Source organism: Phycobacter sedimenti (assembly GCF_038148855.1).
Lineage (GTDB): Bacteria > Pseudomonadota > Alphaproteobacteria > Rhodobacterales > Rhodobacteraceae > Phycobacter > Phycobacter sedimenti.
Window position 1 is genome coordinate 66,645 of record NZ_JBBVGR010000005.1, and the last position, 18,483, is coordinate 85,127.

The 18,483-nt window shown below is 62.7% G+C and carries 21 protein-coding genes and 3 tRNA genes; 17 read left to right on the forward strand and 7 right to left on the reverse strand.

The window, feature by feature from the left end; translation table 11 throughout:
* The first annotated feature begins 338 nt into the window (after window positions 1-338).
* On the forward strand, window positions 339-3,779 hold the full coding sequence (locus tag AADA15_RS10065) for a pyruvate carboxylase (RefSeq protein WP_341641436.1): 3,441 nt from the start codon (window positions 339-341) through the stop codon (window positions 3,777-3,779).
* A gap of 68 nt (window positions 3,780-3,847) precedes the next feature.
* On the opposite strand, the gene AADA15_RS10070 is transcribed toward AADA15_RS10065, so the two are convergent.
* Window positions 3,848-4,516: an SGNH/GDSL hydrolase family protein gene (locus tag AADA15_RS10070; RefSeq protein WP_341641437.1), complete on the reverse strand. Its 669-nt coding sequence runs from the start codon at window positions 4,514-4,516 to the stop codon at window positions 3,848-3,850.
* A 222-nt stretch (window positions 4,517-4,738) separates the two neighbouring features.
* On the opposite strand from AADA15_RS10070, the gene AADA15_RS10075 reads away from it, so the two are divergent.
* A complete protein-coding gene (locus AADA15_RS10075; protein WP_341641438.1) occupies window positions 4,739-5,125 on the forward strand; it encodes an MAPEG family protein in 387 nt (128 codons plus the stop codon).
* Window positions 5,126-5,128: 3 nt separating this feature from the next.
* Here the strand turns inward: AADA15_RS10075 and AADA15_RS10080 are convergent, their stop codons facing one another.
* Window positions 5,129-5,341, reverse strand: coding sequence for a hypothetical protein (locus tag AADA15_RS10080; protein WP_341641439.1), 213 nt, complete (start codon window positions 5,339-5,341; stop codon window positions 5,129-5,131).
* Window positions 5,342-5,495: 154 nt separating this feature from the next.
* Here AADA15_RS10080 and AADA15_RS10085 point away from each other — a divergent pair.
* The 6 genes from AADA15_RS10085 to AADA15_RS10110 all read left to right on the forward strand — a co-directional run bounded on the left by AADA15_RS10085 (window position 5,496) and on the right by AADA15_RS10110 (window position 9,577).
* A tRNA-Gly gene (locus AADA15_RS10085) sits at window positions 5,496-5,570 on the forward strand.
* 174 nt (window positions 5,571-5,744) lie between these two features.
* Complete coding sequence (locus AADA15_RS10090) at window positions 5,745-6,704, forward strand: DNA cytosine methyltransferase (RefSeq protein WP_341641440.1); 960 nt, start codon at window positions 5,745-5,747, stop codon at window positions 6,702-6,704.
* A gap of 50 nt (window positions 6,705-6,754) precedes the next feature.
* On the forward strand, window positions 6,755-7,651 hold the full coding sequence (locus AADA15_RS10095; RefSeq protein WP_341641441.1) for a NaeI family type II restriction endonuclease: 897 nt from the start codon (window positions 6,755-6,757) through the stop codon (window positions 7,649-7,651).
* A gap of 92 nt (window positions 7,652-7,743) precedes the next feature.
* Window positions 7,744-7,818 (forward strand) — tRNA-Gly (locus tag AADA15_RS10100).
* Between the two features lie 148 nt (window positions 7,819-7,966).
* A tRNA-Gly gene (locus tag AADA15_RS10105) sits at window positions 7,967-8,041 on the forward strand.
* A gap of 183 nt (window positions 8,042-8,224) precedes the next feature.
* A complete protein-coding gene (locus AADA15_RS10110) occupies window positions 8,225-9,577 on the forward strand; it encodes an aminotransferase (RefSeq protein ID WP_341641442.1) in 1,353 nt (450 codons plus the stop codon).
* 74 nt (window positions 9,578-9,651) lie between these two features.
* Here the strand turns inward: AADA15_RS10110 and AADA15_RS10115 are convergent, their stop codons facing one another.
* Window positions 9,652-9,891 carry an Lrp/AsnC family transcriptional regulator gene (locus tag AADA15_RS10115; protein WP_192963825.1) on the reverse strand — a complete coding sequence of 80 codons (240 nt, stop codon included), beginning with the start codon at window positions 9,889-9,891 and terminating at the stop codon, window positions 9,652-9,654.
* A 212-nt stretch (window positions 9,892-10,103) separates the two neighbouring features.
* Between AADA15_RS10115 and hisB the strand changes: the two genes are divergently transcribed.
* A complete protein-coding gene (hisB, locus tag AADA15_RS10120; RefSeq protein WP_341641443.1) occupies window positions 10,104-10,691 on the forward strand; it encodes an imidazoleglycerol-phosphate dehydratase HisB in 588 nt (195 codons plus the stop codon).
* A 7-nt stretch (window positions 10,692-10,698) separates the two neighbouring features.
* Here hisB and AADA15_RS10125 read toward each other — a convergent pair whose 3' ends face one another.
* Window positions 10,699-11,334, reverse strand: coding sequence for a DUF2306 domain-containing protein (locus AADA15_RS10125; RefSeq protein WP_341641444.1), 636 nt, complete (start codon window positions 11,332-11,334; stop codon window positions 10,699-10,701).
* Window positions 11,335-11,433: 99 nt separating this feature from the next.
* On the opposite strand from AADA15_RS10125, the gene AADA15_RS10130 reads away from it, so the two are divergent.
* Both AADA15_RS10130 and hisH read left to right on the forward strand, forming a co-directional pair.
* Window positions 11,434-12,042, forward strand: a complete 609-nt coding sequence (locus tag AADA15_RS10130) for a TetR/AcrR family transcriptional regulator (protein WP_341641445.1) — start codon at window positions 11,434-11,436, stop codon at window positions 12,040-12,042.
* A 54-nt stretch (window positions 12,043-12,096) separates the two neighbouring features.
* Window positions 12,097-12,735 carry an imidazole glycerol phosphate synthase subunit HisH gene (gene hisH / locus AADA15_RS10135; RefSeq protein WP_341641446.1) on the forward strand — a complete coding sequence of 213 codons (639 nt, stop codon included), beginning with the start codon at window positions 12,097-12,099 and terminating at the stop codon, window positions 12,733-12,735.
* A gap of 13 nt (window positions 12,736-12,748) precedes the next feature.
* Here hisH and AADA15_RS10140 read toward each other — a convergent pair whose 3' ends face one another.
* A complete protein-coding gene (locus tag AADA15_RS10140; RefSeq protein WP_341641447.1) occupies window positions 12,749-13,477 on the reverse strand; it encodes a helix-turn-helix transcriptional regulator in 729 nt (242 codons plus the stop codon).
* A 129-nt stretch (window positions 13,478-13,606) separates the two neighbouring features.
* Between AADA15_RS10140 and AADA15_RS10145 the strand changes: the two genes are divergently transcribed.
* Together AADA15_RS10145 and AADA15_RS10150 are read left to right on the forward strand one after the other, a co-directional pair.
* The gene (locus AADA15_RS10145) at window positions 13,607-14,143 is read left to right on the forward strand and encodes a peroxiredoxin-like family protein (RefSeq protein ID WP_341641448.1); all 537 of its coding nucleotides are present in this window, start codon (window positions 13,607-13,609) and stop codon (window positions 14,141-14,143) included.
* A gap of 140 nt (window positions 14,144-14,283) precedes the next feature.
* On the forward strand, window positions 14,284-14,535 hold the full coding sequence (locus tag AADA15_RS10150; RefSeq protein WP_341641449.1) for a WGR domain-containing protein: 252 nt from the start codon (window positions 14,284-14,286) through the stop codon (window positions 14,533-14,535).
* A gap of 25 nt (window positions 14,536-14,560) precedes the next feature.
* On the opposite strand, the gene AADA15_RS10155 is transcribed toward AADA15_RS10150, so the two are convergent.
* The gene (locus tag AADA15_RS10155; protein ID WP_341641450.1) at window positions 14,561-14,959 is read right to left on the reverse strand and encodes a DUF2147 domain-containing protein; all 399 of its coding nucleotides are present in this window, start codon (window positions 14,957-14,959) and stop codon (window positions 14,561-14,563) included.
* 161 nt (window positions 14,960-15,120) lie between these two features.
* Between AADA15_RS10155 and hisA the strand changes: the two genes are divergently transcribed.
* The 4 genes from hisA to AADA15_RS10175 all read left to right on the forward strand — a co-directional run bounded on the left by hisA (window position 15,121) and on the right by AADA15_RS10175 (window position 17,542).
* Window positions 15,121-15,843: a 1-(5-phosphoribosyl)-5-[(5-phosphoribosylamino)methylideneamino]imidazole-4-carboxamide isomerase gene (gene hisA / locus AADA15_RS10160; RefSeq protein WP_341641451.1), complete on the forward strand. Its 723-nt coding sequence runs from the start codon at window positions 15,121-15,123 to the stop codon at window positions 15,841-15,843.
* 86 nt (window positions 15,844-15,929) lie between these two features.
* A complete protein-coding gene (locus tag AADA15_RS10165; protein ID WP_341641452.1) occupies window positions 15,930-16,412 on the forward strand; it encodes a DUF2867 domain-containing protein in 483 nt (160 codons plus the stop codon).
* 39 nt (window positions 16,413-16,451) lie between these two features.
* Complete coding sequence (hisF, locus tag AADA15_RS10170) at window positions 16,452-17,213, forward strand: imidazole glycerol phosphate synthase subunit HisF (RefSeq protein WP_341641453.1); 762 nt, start codon at window positions 16,452-16,454, stop codon at window positions 17,211-17,213.
* An 11-nt stretch (window positions 17,214-17,224) separates the two neighbouring features.
* Window positions 17,225-17,542 (forward strand): phosphoribosyl-ATP diphosphatase, encoded by a 318-nt coding sequence (locus AADA15_RS10175; protein WP_341641454.1) that lies wholly within the window; start codon window positions 17,225-17,227, stop codon window positions 17,540-17,542.
* A 252-nt stretch (window positions 17,543-17,794) separates the two neighbouring features.
* On the opposite strand, the gene AADA15_RS10180 is transcribed toward AADA15_RS10175, so the two are convergent.
* Window positions 17,795-18,265, reverse strand: a complete 471-nt coding sequence (locus AADA15_RS10180; RefSeq protein ID WP_341641455.1) for a CoA-binding protein — start codon at window positions 18,263-18,265, stop codon at window positions 17,795-17,797.
* Window positions 18,266-18,483: the final 218 nt, after the last annotated feature.

Below are 18,483 nucleotides of genomic sequence, written 5' to 3' on the forward strand. Positions count from 1 at the left end.
TTCAAGGTTGCAGCTTACACCCCCCGAAGCCGAGGCGCCGAGCAGCTCGGCGCAGGAGGATGTTATACCGCAAGTCGGCGCAGGCCGGTCTTGTGCATCGGCATAGGCCCTTGTCCGTTTTTTGCACCGAAAGGCTAGGCCGCTATCCGGGCGCAGCTGTCGCAAGGACCCCGCTCTTTCGTGAGAGCCGCCGGGTCCGCGACGCCTCTGCGTCAAATGGGGGCGCTATCATGCAAAATGAGAGCGCAATCAGGCTGCAAAATACCCAGAACTACGAGTATACCGCGCGCTCATGAGCGCCTAACACACCGCCAGACTTCATGACCTCGGGGGAAGCTATGACCGACTTCAAGAAAATCCTGATCGCCAACCGCGGCGAGATCGCCATTCGCGTGATGCGCGCCGCCAATGAAATGGGCAAGAAGACCGTCGCGGTCTATGCCGAGGAGGACAAGCTGGGCCTGCACCGCTTCAAGGCGGATGAGGCCTACCGCATCGGCGAAGGCCTTGGCCCCGTGGCCGCCTACCTCTCGATTGACGAGATCATCCGCGTCGCCAAGGAGTCGGGCGCCGATGCGATCCATCCGGGCTATGGCCTGCTGTCGGAGAACCCCGATTTCGTCGATGCCTGCGCGCGCAATGGCATCACCTTCATCGGCCCCAAGGCCGAAACCATGCGCGCCCTGGGCGACAAGGCCTCGGCGCGGCGCGTGGCGATCGAGGCGGGCGTGCCGGTCATTCCCGCGACCGAGGTGCTGGGCGATGACATGGCTGCCATCAAGAAAGAAGCGGCCGAGGTCGGCTATCCCTTGATGCTCAAAGCGTCCTGGGGCGGCGGTGGACGCGGCATGCGCCCGATCTTCTCCGAGGATGAGCTGGAGGAGAAGGTGCTGGAAGGGCGCCGCGAGGCCGAAGCCGCATTCGGCAACGGTGAAGGGTATCTGGAGAAGATGATCACCCGCGCCCGCCACGTGGAGGTTCAGATCCTTGGCGACAAACACGGGGAAATCTATCACCTGTGGGAGCGGGACTGCTCGGTCCAGCGCCGCAACCAGAAAGTGGTCGAGCGCGCCCCGGCCCCCTACCTGAGCGACGCCCAGCGCGAAGAGCTGTGCGATCTCGGTCGCCGGATCTGCGCCCATGTGAATTACGAATGCGCGGGCACCGTCGAATTCCTGATGGATATGGAGTCCGGCAACTTCTACTTCATCGAGGTGAACCCCCGCGTTCAGGTGGAACACACCGTCACCGAGGAAGTCACCGGCATCGACATCGTTCAGGCGCAGATCCTGATCGCCGAAGGCAAGCCCCTGGCCGAGGCCACCGGCAAGGCGGACCAGTCCGAAATCCGCCTCAATGGTCATGCGCTGCAAACCCGTGTGACGACCGAGGATCCGCTGAACAACTTCATCCCTGACTATGGCCGCATCACCGCCTACCGGTCGGCCACCGGCATGGGCATCCGTCTGGATGGCGGCACCGCCTATGCGGGCGGGGTGATCACGCGCTACTACGACAGTCTGTTGACCAAGGTCACCGCCTGGGCGCCGACCCCGGAAAAGGCGATTGCCCGCATGGACCGCGCCCTGCGCGAATTCCGCGTGCGTGGTGTCTCAACCAATATCGCCTTCGTGGAAAACCTGCTGAAGCATCCGACCTTCCTCAACAATGAATATACCACCAAGTTCATCGACGACACGCCCGAGCTGTTCCAGTTCGCCAAGCGTCAGGACCGCGGCACCAAGGTTCTGACCTATATCGCCGATATCAGCGTCAACGGGCATCCCGAAACCGAAGGACGGCCAGAGCCCAAGCCCGGCCTCAAGGATCCGCGCGCGCCAAAGGTCGAGACCGGCAATCTGCCCTATGGCACCCGCAACCTCTTGGAGCAGAAAGGCCCGCAGGCCGTTGCTGACTGGATGAAGGCCCAGCGCCAGCTTCTGATCACCGACACCACCATGCGCGACGGGCACCAGTCGCTCTTGGCGACCCGAATGCGGTCGATCGACATGATCAAGGTGGCCCCCGCCTATGCGAAGAATCTTTCCCAGCTGTTCTCGGTCGAATGCTGGGGCGGGGCCACGTTCGATGTGGCTTACCGGTTCCTGCAGGAATGCCCCTGGCAGCGCCTGCGCGATCTGCGCGAGGCGATGCCGAACCTGATGACCCAGATGCTGCTGCGCGGCTCAAACGGGGTTGGCTACACCAACTACCCTGACAACGTGGTGCAGTTCTTCGTCAAGGAAGCCGCCAAGGGCATCGACGTCTTCCGCGTCTTCGACAGCCTCAACTGGGTCGAGAACATGCGCGTCGCCATGGACGCCGTGAACGAGAGCGGAAAGATCTGCGAAGGCACCATCTGCTATACCGGCGACATCAACGATCCGGCCCGCGCCAAGTATGACGTGAAATACTACGTCGGCATGGCCAAGGAACTGGAGGCTGCGGGCGCCCATGTGCTTGGCCTCAAGGACATGGCCGGCCTTCTGAAACCCGTCGCAGCCCGCCAGCTGATCAAGGCCCTGAAGGAAGAGGTCGGCCTGCCGATCCACTTCCACACCCATGACACCGCAGGGGTGGCCGTGGCCACCATCCTCGCCGCTGCCGAGGCGGGCGTTGATGCGGTGGACTGCGCCATGGACGCCTTTTCCGGCAACACCTCGCAGGCGACGCTGGGCACCGTGGTCGAAGCGCTGCGCCACACCGACCGCGACACCGGGCTGGATATCACAAAGGTCCGCGAGATCTCGGACTACTGGGATGACGTGCGCGCGCATTACGCGGCCTTCGAATCCGGCATGCAGGCGCCCTCCTCCGAGGTCTACCTGCACGAAATGCCAGGCGGCCAGTTCACAAACCTCAAGGCGCAGGCGCGCTCGCTTGGTCTCGAAGAGCGCTGGCACGAGGTCGCCCAGACCTATGCCGACGTGAACCAGATGTTCGGCGACATCGTGAAGGTGACGCCCTCGTCCAAGGTGGTTGGCGACATGGCGCTGATGATGGTCAGCCAGGGCCTGAGCCGCGCCGAGGTCGAGGATCCCGCGACCGATGTTTCCTTCCCCGACTCGGTCGTGGACATGATGCGCGGAAACCTCGGCCAGCCTCCGGGCGGTTTCCCGGACGGCATTGTCGCCAAGGTGCTGAAAGGCGAAGCGCCCAACCTCGAGCGCCCCGGCAAGCACCTTGAGCCCGTGGATCTGGAAGCAACCCGCGCCGAACTGTCCAGGACGCTGGAAGGCAAGAAGGTCGATGACGAGGATCTGAACGGCTACCTGATGTATCCCAAGGTCTTTCTCGATTACATGGGGCGCCACCGTGAATACGGCCCGGTGCGCACCCTGCCGACACATACCTTCTTCTATGGTATGGAACCCGGCGACGAGATCTCGGCCGAGATCGATCCAGGCAAGACGCTGGAAATCCGCCTGCAGGCCCTCGGTGAAACCGATGAAAACGGCGAGGTGAAGGCCTTCTTCGAGCTGAACGGCCAGCCGCGCGTGATCCGGGTGCCGAACCGGCTTGTGAAATCCACCACTGCCGCCCGCCCCAAGGCCGAAGCGGGCAACGCAAACCACATCGGCGCGCCGATGCCGGGCGTTGTTGCCACGGTCGCGGTGCAGGCGGGTCAGCAGGTGCACGAAGGCGATCTTCTGCTGACCATCGAAGCCATGAAGATGGAAACCGGCCTGCATGCCGAACGTGACGCTGTAGTCAAGGCCGTGCTCGTGCAGCCGGGCGGACAGATCGATGCCAAGGATCTCTTGATCGAACTGGAATAAAGCCAATCGCAGATGATGCAAAAGGGCGCCCTCCAATCAGGAGCGGCGCCCTTTTCGGATAGTTCAGTCTATTCTTGCGCTTTCATGATGTCCGCCACCGCTGCGCCAATCAGCTTTGAGCCAAGAGCCGACGGGTGCGTGCGGTCGCGGTCGAAATGCTCGCGCAGCGGCGGGGCCAGCACATCCTCCGCATCCAGAAAGAAAACACCGGCGCGCGTGGATGCGAGCCGGGCGATGCGTCGCTCGATCTCCACAAGGCCGGGACGGCACCCTTCAAACGAGCGGGTTTCGGGCGCGCGGTAGTAGCCAAGCCACAGAACCCTGGCCCCCTGGGACTGCGCCTGTGAAATCAGATCCGGGATTGCCCCCTTCTGTCCGTCAGGTGAAATCAAGGCCTCGATCTCGCCTGCGCAGCGCGTGCAGCCACAGGAGAAGCCAAGGTCATTGGCACCGCCGTTCATCACTACCCAGTTCCACGGCCCGTCCGGCAACTGGTCAGGGATGCTGAGGCGCAGCAAGGACGACGCGTTGCCAGCACGGATTTGCGCCCCGAAATTGGCGCGGTTCACGACGGGCCGGTCCAGATCCGCCGCAATGATGCTGCCAATGTCCCTGCCATCCGACCGGTTCCACGCCAGAACCGAATCTCCGATCACCACGATGTCACCGGCCTGCCTGGGCACTGGCGCACAGGAGGCAAGGACAGTCCCAAACAGAATACTCAGCAGAAAACGCAAGCCACACCCCCAATGTCGCGGATCGTTCCGATGGTGGGTCTGCCTTCGGCATTTTCAATGGTCCGCGTCGGGCCCGACCGTCACCCCGATGGTATCGGGAAAGCGCATGACCTCACGTGAGCATCGCTACATTGCGGCTTCACACCTTCAAAAACCCTGCTATTAAATAAGTTCCAAAAAAGAACTTAACCATTGATACGGCTCCACCGGGAGGAAATGCCGATGTTTGTTATCACGTCCATGTATGCCGGTGCTGCGGCGCTCATGTTTGTCTACCTGACGCTGGGCGTCAGTCGGCAGCGGATCAGACACAAGGTTTCGATCGGGGATGGCGACAACCGCGCGGTTCTGGTGGCCATCCGTGCCCAGGGGAACTTCGTGGAATATGTGCCCATCGGCCTGATCCTGATGGCAGCGGTCGAAAGCCAGGGCGCGCCTGCCATGGCAATGCACGCCCTTGGAGTGATGCTGATCGGAGGGCGAATCCTTCATGCCATCGGGTTTACCAAACGTCCGCAGATCCTGATCCTGCGGCAGGTCGGTATTGTACTGAACCTCGTCATGGTGCTGGCCGCAGGGCTTGGTCTTCTCGCCCATGCCCTTGTGTAGCCGTTAAACGTCGAAGCCCTGCGCTGACCTGATCTGCGGCACCGGGCGCAGCTCGCGGATGGTCTTCACATAGATCGGAGCAGGCTGCGAGAGCAGCGGGCCGGCGTTCTCTGTCTCCTCGGTGATCGCACCCGGCATCAGAACTCTGGCCAGCGCAATCGCCGCTATCAAAGCAGCGATCCGGGCGAAATCTGATGGCTTCTTCCCTCTCAACATCAATAGGCCTCCCTTGCGGCGATCTGGTTACCGGTTCAACGCTGCCTCAGCCGCATTCCGTCGCAGAAAATCAAAAGAATTTGCAGCCGGAGTACATTTTTTCGCTTGCAGCCTGTCGGCAGAATGAATATTCCACCGCTCACCGAATGGCAGCGCGGGCGTAGCTCAGGGGTAGAGCATAACCTTGCCAAGGTTAGGGTCGGGCGTTCGAATCGCCTCGCCCGCTCCATTTGGACCACCGAACAGGCCGCCATATGGCGGCCTTTCGTGTTTTTGGATACATCCTTCCCCAGCCCCCTTGTCGCTTGACCTTGCGCGGAATCGGTGTTGCGATTAGGACTACCCGCCAAGGGAACAGAGCAAGAACGGCCCGCACGGGCAGAAACAGGGCAGGCAGAACAGAATGCTGACATCGGTTGAACTCTGTGCGGGTGCGGGCGGCCAGGCCTTGGGACTGGAGCGCGCCGGTTTCGATCACACCGCACTGGTGGAGATCGACAAGCACTGCTGCGCCACCCTGCGCCACAATCGCCCCACATGGAACGTGCTCGAAGAAGACGTGCGCGCCTTCAAGGAGGACGCCCATGCTTACAAAGGGATTGACCTCTTGGCCGGCGGCCTGCCCTGCCCGCCCTTTTCGGTGGCAGGCAAACAGCTTGGCGAAAAGGACGAGCGCAATCTCTTTGATGACGCGATCGAGATCGTCGATGCCACCCGCCCCCGCGCCGTGATGATCGAAAACGTGCGTGGCTTTCTGGACGCGGTGTTCCACGACTACCGTGAAAAACTGAAGGGGCAGCTTGCAAAACTCGGGTATGAGACCGACTGGCGGCTGCTCAATGCCTCGGACTTTGGCGTGCCGCAGCTGCGCCCGCGCGTGGCCATTGTGGCCCTGCGCAAAGAATACGCAGGTCAGTTCAACTGGCCCGAGCCGTTGCCGCACAACCCGCCTACCGTGGGCGCGACACTGCTTGACCTGATGAAGGAACGCGGCTGGCGCGGGGCCGAGGACTGGGCCGCCAAGGCCGATGAAATCGCCCCCACCATCGTTGGCGGCTCCAAGAAGCACGGCGGGCCGGATCTGGGTCCAACCCGCGCGCGCCGCGCCTGGGCCGCGCTTGGGGTCGAGGGGCGCACCATCGCCTATGAGGCGCCGGATCCCTTTCACAACGACATGCCGCGCCTGACGGTGCGCATGGTGGCCCGCATCCAGGGCTTTCCCGACGCCTGGCATTTCACCGGCGCCAAGACCAACGCCTACCGCCAGGTGGGCAACGCCTTCCCGCCCCCCGTGGCCGAGGCAGTGGCCCGCCAGCTGAGGGCGGCGATTGCAAAGCCCAACCTGCACGCGGTGCGGGCGTGAGCTGCAGTGTCGCCTATCCGGCCGCGCGCTCTTGAAATAAGCTCGTCTCCATGAAGCAGAACATTCCCGACAGCCGTGTCGATCCCAACCATCCGGATTTCGGGATCCTGTTCCCCCTGGCCGATGAGATCACCACCCGCGCGGGCGGCAGCCTGGCGCTGGAATACGATGTGCCGCAGATGCTGCGCCAGTGCATCGACGACGTGATCATGACGCCCAAGACCGGGCGTCGCGCCTATGAGGAACTGGAAAAGACCGAGAAAACCTATATCGGCACCCGCGTCGAGATTGAGCTGCGCGCCCTCCTTGGCCTGCAAAAGGGGCGGCTCGACACACGCATCCTTGGCTATGATGTGGACATCAAACACACCATGGGCAGCAACTGGATGATCCCGACCGAGGCACTAGGCGAGGTCTGCCTGCTGGTCGCCGCCGACGAGGTACGCGCGCGCTGCTATCTGGGCCTGATCGTGGCCCGCCCCGACTACCTGACGGCGGGGCAGAACAAGGACGCCAAACGCTCGGTCTCGGCCGAGGGCTTTCGCCATATCTACTGGCTGTTCCGCGATCACCCCTATCCGGCCAATTTCTGGCGCCCGCTGCCCGAAGAGATGGTCCTGCGCATCTTTGCCGCCGAAACCGGCAATGCCCGCATGGCCGAACTGTTCCGGCAGGTGCAGCGCACCCCTGTACCGCGCGATGTGCTGGAGGCGGTGGCCCAGCAAAAGGACTTCATGCGCAGGATCCGCTCGGACAAGGGGCGCGGGGCCCGCGATATTCTGGCGCGCGAGGGAATCCTTCTGCTCTCGGGGCAGTATGATTCCCAACTGATCCGCGCGCTCGACCTGCCGGCTTGCCCGGCCAGCGCTTTCATTTCTTGCGTGCCGCAAACCGCGCAGCAGCGCAGCCTTGCAAAGCAAGCCGGCTTTGCCCTGCCTGAGGGATAGACCTTGGCGGGGTTGCTTGCCGAAAAGGCCTGCGATTTTCCTCTTGCGCCTTTCGCCCGAACTTCCTAAATACCCGGTCACCGAATGGCAGCGCGGGCGTAGCTCAGGGGTAGAGCATAACCTTGCCAAGGTTAGGGTCGGGCGTTCGAATCGCCTCGCCCGCTCCATTCGAAACAAAAGGCCGTCCCATCGGGGCGGCTTTTGTCTTTCAGCCACTGCAATCTCTTGCACCGCCCAAGAAATCCCCTCCCGGACGGAATTTTGCGCTTGCAGCCCCCCGCCTGATTTTCTAAACACCGCACACCGAATGGCAGCGCGGGCGTAGCTCAGGGGTAGAGCATAACCTTGCCAAGGTTAGGGTCGGGCGTTCGAATCGCCTCGCCCGCTCCATTCGAAACACAAAGGCCGTCCCTCGGGGCGGCTTTTGTGTTTCGAGCCTCTCGCACGCGGCCCTGCACTTTTGATCAAATTCCTTTTGACGCAGGGGAAAAAACGCGCCAATGCTTGCGCCAGCGGCAATCCGCCCGCCGATCCAATCCGCTCCACGCGTTTCTTTTCTAAAGGAGTTCAGCCATGGCACCTGTCATCTACCCCACCACCAACCTGACCGCGACGGAGCAACTTTGCCTGGATCACGCACAGGGCATCTATATCTATGACAAGGACGGCAAGGAGTACATCGAAGGTCTTGCGGGCCTGTGGTGCACCTCGCTGGGCTATGGCAACACCGAGGTCATCGAGGCCATTACGGACCAGCTGACCAAGCTGTCCTTTTCGCACACTTTTGGCGGCAAGACCCACGAGCCGATCCAGAAGCTGGCGGAAAAACTGAAAGCGATGGTGCCGGTGGAGGATGCCTATTTCTTCTTCGGCAACTCCGGCTCGGACGCCAATGACACCCACTACAAGATGCTGCGCTATTACTTCAACGCCATCGGCAAGCCGGAAAAGCGCAAGATCATCACCCGCGAGCGCGGCTATCACGGCGTCACCGTGGCCGCTGGCTCGCTGACCTCCCTGCCCGCGAACCTTGCGCATTTCGATGCTCCGATCGAGGCGCTGCACATCCTGCGCTCGGACGCGCCGCATTATTACACGGGCCGCAAGGGCAACGAAACCGAAGCCCAGTTCGTGGACCGCATCATCGACAATCTGGAACAGCAGATCATCGCCGAAGACCCCGATACCATTGCCGCGATGATCGTGGAGCCGATCACCGGCGCCTCGGGCGTGATCGTGCCGCCGGAAGGCTACTACGAGAAACTGCAGGCGGTGCTGCGCAAGCATGGCATTCTGGTCTGGGCGGATGAGGTGATCTGTGGCTTTGGCCGCACCGGCGCCGATTTCGGCTGCACCACCATGGGCATCAAGCCCGACCTGATGACCTTTGCCAAACAGCTGAGCTCCGCCTATTTCCCCATCTCGGCATCGGTCATTCCCGGCTGGATGTACAAGGAAATGGTCGCCCCCTCGAACGAGGTCGGCGTATTCGGCCACGGCTACACCTACTCCGGCCACCCCGCCGCCTGTGCCGCTGCCCTGAAAACGCTGGAGATCTACGAGCGCGACAACCTGTTCGGCCATGCCGCCGAAGTAGGCGCGCATATGCAGGCGCAGCTGCGCGAAATCTTCACCGATCACCCGCTGGTGGGCGAAGTGCGCGGCAAGGGTCTGATCGCGGCGCTTGAGCTGGTGTCGAACAAGACCACAGGCGCGAGTTTTGAAAAAGGCGCCGCTGGCGCGATGGCGCAAAAGCTGTGCGAGGAAAACGGCCTGATCCTGCGCGCGGTGGCAGGCAACGCGGTTGCCCTGTGTCCGCCGCTGATCATCACCAAGGCAGAGGTGGACGAGATGCTGAAGCGCCTCAAGACCTCGATCGACACGGCGTATGAGCGGCTGAAAGAGCAAGGCCTGATCGCCGTCTGATCGCCCACTGCGCACCAAAAAACCAAAACACCCCGGCGCAAGACCGGGGTGTTCTCGTTTCTGGAACCTGAGGCTCAGAAAACCTTGTAGGTCATCGTGGTGAGAGAGCGTTCGATATTCGGGATCACCAGCAGGTGATCATTGATGTATTTCCCGACATCCTCGTCCTTGGGAATGTAGAGCTTCATCAACAGGTCGTATTCGCCGCTGGTGGAGTAAAGCTCGGAGTGGATTTCCCGCAGCGCAATATCCTCGGCCACCTTGTAGGTGGTGCCGGGCTTGCAGCGGATCTGGATGAAAACGCAGGTCGACATGGGCGCCCTTTCATTGGGTGTTCTGGAATGACGATTTGGCGCAAAGCTGGCACAGCGCGCAGGCAGGCGCAATCCCGCAGCTGCCGATGCAACAGGGCCCGAGTTTCGCACTGACCGCTCTTGAGTGCGAAGCCCTCACCGCCCTATAAGCGCAGGACCAGCCCCAGGTCGCCGAATGGCCTGCGGGCGACACGACGAAGGATGGCCCGCAGATGCGCAGCGCAAAGATCACCCGCTCCACCGCCGAGACCGAGATTTCGGTGGAGATCAACCTCGATGGCACCGGGGCCTATGACAACCAGACCGGTGTCGGCTTCTTCGATCACATGCTGGACCAGTTGGCGCGGCACTCGCTCATCGACATGACCATCCGTGCCAAGGGCGATTATCACATCGACGACCACCACACGGTCGAGGACACCGGCATTGCGCTGGGTCAGGCTTTGGTGAAAGCTTTGGGAGATAAAAAGGGCATCCGCCGCTATGGCGAATGCCACCTGCCGATGGATGACGCCCAGGTGCGCTGCGCGCTGGACCTGTCGGCGCGCCCCTTCCTGATCTGGAACGTGACCCTGCCGACGCCCAAGATCGGCACGTTTGATACCGAACTGGTGCGCGAGTTCTTCCAGGCGCTCAGCACCCATGGCGGCATCACGCTCCATATCGACCAGCTCCACGGGTTCAACAGCCACCACATCGCCGAAGCCGCCTTCAAGGCCGTGGCCCGTGCCTTGCGCGATGCGGTCGAGACCGATCCGCGAAAAGGCGATGCGATCCCGTCCACCAAGGGCGCACTCTGACGCAACCTTAGGCCGTGGCGCCCACCGGCGCGCCGCGGCCCCGGCGCAGGATCCATTCGGCGAGCATCAGGTTGGGCACCCAGGCCAGCCAGCAGATGATCGGATAGCTGGCCTCGAACCCCACAGTAGCAGAACCAATCGGCAGGTAAACCCGCAGGGTGACAGCAGCCAGCGTCAGCGCGGCAGACCGGATCATCCAGGCGCGGTGCTGCACAATCCGGCGCTTCATCGCGTGCCAGATCGCCGTGCCCGTCGTCCATAGCCAGACCACCGACAACAGCCCCAGCCCCGCCGCGGCCACCGGACCCTCCTCGGTCGTATAGGCCAGCCAGATGCCGCTGATCCCGGCCAGAAGGATCGCACCGCCATATAGCCGCCCCAGCCAGCGGTGCACAGCCGGGCGGTTCTTTCGCAGGCCTTTGGAGAACTGTACCGGCAGGAAGGCCAGTGCGATCGGTGCAAGACCAACGTGCAGATAGAACATCACCGGCCGCTCCAGCGCATGATGCAGCATGGCGGGCATAACGAGGGCCACATCAGCGATCAGAAAACGATAAGAGCCGACCGCGATCAGCACCGCAGAAACCCACATCGCGGTGATCACCCACCTTGGAAAGCCCGCAGGCCGCGCATTCATCGACATCTCATTTCTCCTTGCCACAACGCCAACTTTACACTGTCAAGCTGCAGTCAGGATACGCCAAAACTTGACGCCGTCAAGTTTGCCGGTGATAAACCCGACATGACACAAGAAAACGTGAAGAGCCGCCATCATCACGGCGACCTGAAGGCCGCTCTCGTCAACGCCGGCATCGACCTTCTTGAGGAAGGCGGCCTCAAGGCGCTGAGTTTGCGCAAATGCGCCGCCCGCGCCGGTGTCTCGCACGCGGCGCCCGCGCATCACTTCGATGGGCTGGCGGGGCTGAAACAGGCCATCGCCGAGGAAGGCTTTCGCCTGTTTTCACACTACCTGCAAACCGCCTGCGACGGCGGCCCACAGGACCCGAGGGGGCGGCTCAGGTCGCTGTGCAGGGGCTACCTGCAATTCGGGCTGGATCATCCCGGCATTCTTGCGGTGATTTTCGGCGATCAGGGTCTGGCGGGCCTTGTGCATGGCGGCGGCAAGGAAGAGGCCGACGCCTATCTCACCCTGCGCGATGTGGCGGCGCCCTTTGTTGCACCGGGGCAGGATCGTCTGGTCGTGGAAACCCAGATCTGGTCGCTGATCCACGGTTTCACCCTGCTCTACCTCTCCGGGGAGTTCGGCAGCCCGCCCCCACCCATCCACGACGGTCCCTTCGCGCAGGTCATTGCGCTCCTCGACGGGCTGGAGCCGCGATCCTCCTCTTGACCCCGCAGCCATTATTGGCCACTTCAAACGGGCAAGACAGGAAGGACCCCCGCGATGCTGACGGCGATCATCGACTACGAAAGCGGCAATCTCCACTCTGCCGAGAAAGCCTTTCAGCGCATGGCGCAGGAGGTGGACGCGGGCGAGGTTGTGGTCACATCCGACGCCGATGTGGTCGCCCGTGCCGACCGGCTGGTGCTGCCCGGCGATGGCGCCTTTCCCGCCTGTGCGGAAGAGCTGCGCGGTCACAAGGGCATCTATGACGCCATGGTTCACGCGGTCGAGGACAAGGGCCGCCCCTTCCTCGGCATCTGCGTCGGGATGCAGCTGATGGCCACCACAGGCCATGAATACCAGGACACGCCAGGTCTGGACTGGATCGGCGGCGATGTGGTGAAGATCACCCCCGAAGACCCAGCCCTCAAGGTGCCGCACATGGGATGGAACGATCTGGTGATCGACCATGACCACCCGGTGTTCGCGGGCATATCCTCCGGCGATCACTGCTATTTCGTGCACTCCTACCACTTCCGGGTCACTGACCCGGCCGAGCGGTTGGCCCATGTGGATTATGGCGGCGATGTCACCGCGGTCATCGGCAAGGGCACCATGCTGGGCATGCAGTTCCACCCGGAGAAAAGCCAGCACGTGGGCCTGCGCATGATCGGTAATTTCCTGACCTGGAAGCCCTGACACTTTTGCAGGATCAGGCCACCCCTTTGCGCAAGGACACCGGCGCGCAGCCATAGGCGCGCCGAAACGCGCGGGTGAAGCCTTCAGGAGACTCATAGGCATAGCGCCGCGCCACCGCATCGACCCGATCCCCGCGCATGAGATCCTGCCGCGCAAGGGTCAGCCGCCAGCGGCGCAGATAGCTCATCGGGCTTTCGCCCACCTGCTTCGAAAACAGCTCCGAAAACCGCGACAGGGACAGCCCCGCCTCCATCGCCAGATCCTGCGTGCTCCAGACCCGTCCCGGATGGTCGTGCATCGCCACGATGGCCCGCGCAAGGCGCAGATCGGAGAGACCCGCGAGGAGCCCCGGCTCTGCCGTGCCCGCCTCGATCAGATGCCGCAGCAGTCGCACCATGGCCGCCTGACCAAGGCTCGCAAGGATGCTCTCGGCCCCGCAGCGGTGCACCTCCACCTCCTGCCGGATCAGATCGAGAATCGCCTTCAACTCGGGCGCCTGTTCGAGGTTCACCTCAACCCGGTCCGGCAGGGCCGCCACCAGCGGATTATGCGGCCCGGCCCACTCCACCCGCAGGGCAAGGTCGGCATCGCGGCCAAGGGCAATCCCTACCCCCGCCGGATGGAAAACCAGCCGCGACAGATCCTCACCTCCGTGACCGTAGACCAGTAGATTGGCCGCAGCGGGCTCTACCGCGCCCACGGTCATGCGAAAGCGCGCCATCAGGCTCGACAATCTGTCCATTTTCCGCCCCCACAACCAGCATCGGAATAAATGTCATGTTATTCGGATTTTTCAAGCAGAGATTTACCCCATAGAGAGCGCACCACCACTCACGGGCGCCCTGCCCTGCATTCTAATAGGAGAGCTTTCATGCTGATGCCCCGCCAGAAAACCCCGAACCTCACCCTGCCGCTCTTGGGCGGCGGCACCTTCGATCTTGCCACGGAGGCCAGCAGCCGCGGCACGGTGATCTGCTTCTATCGCGGCCTGCACTGCCCGATCTGCGCCAATTACCTGAAGGAACTGGAGAAGAAGACCGCCGATTTCGCCGAACGGGGCGTCGGCACCATCGCCATCAGCTCGGACGGTGAAGAGCGCACCCGCGAGATGGCCGAAAAGGTCGAAGCCAAGGGCCTGCGCTTTGCCTATGACCTGCCGCTGCAAGAGGCCAAGGACTGGGGACTTTATATCTCGACCTCACGCGGGAAAACCTCCATCGGGATCGAGGAGCCGGCGTTGTTTTCCGAACCCGGCCTGTTCATGGTGACGCCCGAGCAGACCCTGTATTACGGGTCGGTTCAGACCATGCCCTTCGTGCGGCCGCATTTCTCGGAACTGGTCTCGGCCCTCGATTTCGCCATTGCCAACGACTACCCGGCGCGCGGCGAATACACCGGGGCCGTTTGACGCCCACGCGCTGCACAAAGCCTTGGCACCGCAGCCCCCCCTTCCGGGCCGCCCCTCGGCGGTCCGGAGGACGGGAATGGACAGGCCCGGCACTTCACGGCATATGGGGTAGACTTGAAACCCGTTCAGGCCCCGCCCCCTTGCAGATCAGACTGGAAAAATTCGACCACCACCGCGGACGCCACCGCTATTGCGTCTTGCGGCTGAGCCAGACCCTGTTCGGAGACTGGTGCGTGGAGCAGGCCCTTGGGCCCATTGCCGCCCCCGGCGGGCAGCAGCGGCGCGCCTATTTCAGCCAGCACGCCGAGGCATTGCAGCTGCTCGAAGAAGCGCGGGATCGCCACATCAGCCGCGGCTACGTACCGATCCCGGTTCAGTTGGGGCTGTTCTGATTGCGCAGACGGCAGCCCCGCCGGATCAGTTGACGCGCGTCCAGGTCTGCCCCCGGCAGATCAACCCGCCCGCAACGCAGCCCTTCACCTCCAGGCGGTTGCCGTCCAGCGACATCTTGGACTTGTAGGTCTTGTCCGCGTCCGGCGCCCAGATTTTGCCGCCAGAATAGCTGCCGCCACCATCCGCCTTCATGTCCCAGATCAGCCGTTTGCCCAGGTGCTCATAATCGGCGGTCACCCCGCCCCCGGCGCCATAGGCCTTGGCAATCGTGCCGCAGATGCTGGAACCGCAGGGCGCGATATCCACATGCAGATAGCCGCCTTCCTCGCCCTCTTGTGTCTTCCACTTGCCAGCGACCTGATCGGCAAAGGCGCCGGTGGCCAGTGTCAGGGCAAAAGTCAGACCCAGTGTCAGTGTCTTCATCGGTGTTTCCTCCCTCTTTGCGTTCAGTTTGGCGCGACAGGTGCTTTTCAGGCAAGCTTGACTTTGGGTCGCGTTGCAATCCCGCCTCCCTGCTGCCATAGAACCGGCAAAACCCTGCCAGCCCTCTGGGCGATCCCCTTCAGAGACAAGGACTGACGACCATGATCCTCTATCCCGCCATCGACCTCAAGGACGGCCAGGCCGTGCGCCTTTTGCACGGGGACATGGACAAGACCACCGTGTTCAACGACAACCCCGCCGCCCAGGCGCTGGAGTTTGTCGCCAAGGGCTGCGAATGGCTGCATCTGGTCGATCTGAACGGCGCCTTCGCCGGTGAGCCGGTCAATGCCGCCCCGGTGGAGGAGATCCTGAAACAGTGCAAGGTGCCCGCGCAGCTCGGTGGTGGCATCCGCGACATGAAGACCATCGAGAACTGGATCGACAAGGGGCTTGCCCGCGTGATCCTTGGCACCGTGGCGGTGGAAAACCCCGACCTGGTGCGCGAGGCCGCACGTGCGTTCCCCGGCAAGGTCGCCGTCGGCATCGACGCCCGCAATGGCCGCGTCGCCACCAAGGGCTGGGCCGAAGAAACCGATGTGATGGTGACCGATCTTGCAAAATCCTTCGAGGACGCAGGCGTCGCCGCCATCATCTACACCGACATCATGCGTGATGGCGCCATGAAGGGTCCGAACGTCGAGGCCACGGCGGATCTTGCCAATGCGGTGTCGATCCCAGTGATCGCCTCGGGCGGGGTGTCCTCGCTCGACGATCTGCGGGCGTTGAAATCCTGCGGCGCGGCGCTGAATGGCGCCATTTCGGGCCGCGCGCTTTATGATGGAGCAATTGATCTGGCCGAGGCGCTTGCCATTCTGAAAGGATAAACCGTCGCAACAGGCCTGCGGCACCGCGCCGCTTTGCACAGGCCTTGGGAATTGGATTGGATGGCGGCATTTGGAAAAGGTGCCTCATGTCTTTGATTTCAAAAACGCCCCTGCCCCTGCATTCGCATCTTTGGGCCAACGTTCAATCCGGTGATTTCATCGATGGCTACGCCGTTGACAGCGACCTGTCCCCCCGTGCTGCGGCCGACTTGGGGCTTGCACTGCCGAGGTGGGCGCAGGCGCTATTGACCCTGCGCAATAGGATCGTGGCGCCCCTCGGCCTCAAGACCGAAGTCTCTGACAAGGGTGCGGATGCGATCTTTCCAGTGGTCCATGAAGACGCAAACGAGCTGATCCTGGGCACGGACGACAGCCACCTGAATTTCCGCATCTGCGTGATGCAACAGGAAGGCCGCATCCACATGGCAACCTGGGTTCATCGCAACAACCTGCTGGGGCGTCTCTACCTCTTGGCGGTGATGCCCTTTCACGTGCTGATCGTGCACGATTCGATGCGCCGCATCGCCAGACACTCCGCCCCGATTGCATCTGCGCCCCGCGGTCAGTAAAGACAGAGCAACACTCCCGCGATCAAGGGCCAATACCTCATGCTGAAAACCCGCATCATCCCCTGTCTCGATGTTGCCGATGGCCGCGTGGTCAAGGGCGTGAACTTCGTCGGCCTGCGCGATGCGGGCGACCCCGTCGAGGCCGCCAAGGCCTATGATGCCGCCGGCGCCGACGAGATCTGCTTTCTCGACATTCACGCAACCCATGAAAACCGCGGCACCATGTTCGACATGGTGCGCCGCACCGCCGAACAGTGCTTTGTACCGCTGACCGTGGGCGGCGGTGTGCGCAGCAAGGAAGACGTGCGGGCGCTGCTCTTGGCCGGGGCCGACAAGGTCTCGTTCAACTCAGCCGCCGTGGCCAACCCCGATGTGGTGGCCGAAGCCTCTGCGCAGTTCGGCAGCCAGTGCATCGTGGTCGCGATCGATGCCAAGACCGTCTCCCCCGGCAAATGGGAGATCTTCACCCACGGCGGACGCCGCGAAACCGGCATCGATGCGGTAGAGTTTGCCAAGACTGTGGTCGCCAAGGGCGCGGGCGAGATCCTATTGACCTCGATGGACCGGGACGGCACCAAATCCGGCTTCAACCTGCCGCTGACGCGCGCGATCTCGGATGCGGTGGATGTGCCGGTGATCGCCTCTGGCGGGGTGGGAACGCTCGACCACCTGGTCGAAGGCGTCACCGAGGGCGGCGCCTCGGCGGTGCTGGCCGCGTCGATCTTCCATTTCGGCGAATACACCATCCAGGAGGCCAAGGAACACATGGCCGCCGCCGGGATACCGATGCGACTGACCTGAAAGGCAACGTGATGAGCCTGCTGCACGATCTGGAAACCACCATCTTCTCCCGCAAGGGGGCTGATCCCGATACGTCCTGGACGGCCAAACTCCTGTCCAAGGGGCCCGAGAAATGTGCCGAGAAATTCGGCGAGGAAGCCATCGAAGCCATCATCGAAGCCGTGAAGGACGACAAGGCGAAACTCGCCAGCGAAGGCGCCGATGTGCTTTATCACTTCCTGGTGATGCTGGCCGCCCGTGACGTGGCACTGGACGACGTGCTCGCGGTGCTGGCAGATCGTCAGGGCCTCAGCGGCATCGACGAGAAAGCCGCCCGTCCCAAGGGCTGACCTCTACTGCTTCAAACGCCCGATCTGATCCGGGTCAAGGGCCGCGCCGGCGGCCGCGCGGCACGCGCGGTTTACCCTTGAGGCGGACCAGATCAGATTACACTCGACATGGCGCGTCAGGGCAGACCTGCCCCTGAAGCGCTTCTCAGCGGAAAGAAACCGCCGCGCGCCAGCGCGGCGCCCGGCCCAACGGGAGCCTGCACATCTGCGATGTGCAGGGCGACGGGCGGGAGCACCGCCCGGCTGGAAAGATCACAGTTTCGAGGAAATGATCCCGGTTGCAAAACCGCCCATGCGCAGTTCTCCGAACAGGCGCTGGTATTCGATTTTGGGACAGCGGTTCTGAATCACATCGACGCCGCGCGCTTCGGCCTTGGCCGCCGCCTCGGCATGCTGCACGCCGATCTGCATCCAGATCGTCTGCAGGTCCGGGAACAGCTCCAGCGCCTCATCAACGATGGGCGGCACCGCTTCGGATTTGCGGAAGATATCCACCATGTCGACCGGCACGTCGATCTCGGACAGGCTGGCGCGCACGGTTTCACCAAACAGCGTCTTGCCTGCATGGCCGGGATTGACCGGGATCACCCGATAACCCTTCAAAGACAGATAGCGCGCCACGTAATAGCTGGGGCGCACCGAATTCAAGGACACGCCCACCACCGCCACGGTCCGGGTGCGTTTCAGGATCTTGCGCAGAAGGTCATCACTGTAGTTGGTCATGGGCTGACCCTAGAGGGCCTGCGCAGGGCGGAAAAGCCAAAAGTTCACCATGAAGACAGCGGGAGAAAGATCACCGCCCCATTCGCAAAAAAAGGCGCCCGGGACGGGCCCCGGGCGTCAGGTATGGAACGAGGGACAGTGAAAAAGGTCCGCGGCTGTTCCGCGCCGCAGGCCTGATTCCAATGTGGGAAGCCTTGATCCGCATTTAAAGGGGCACC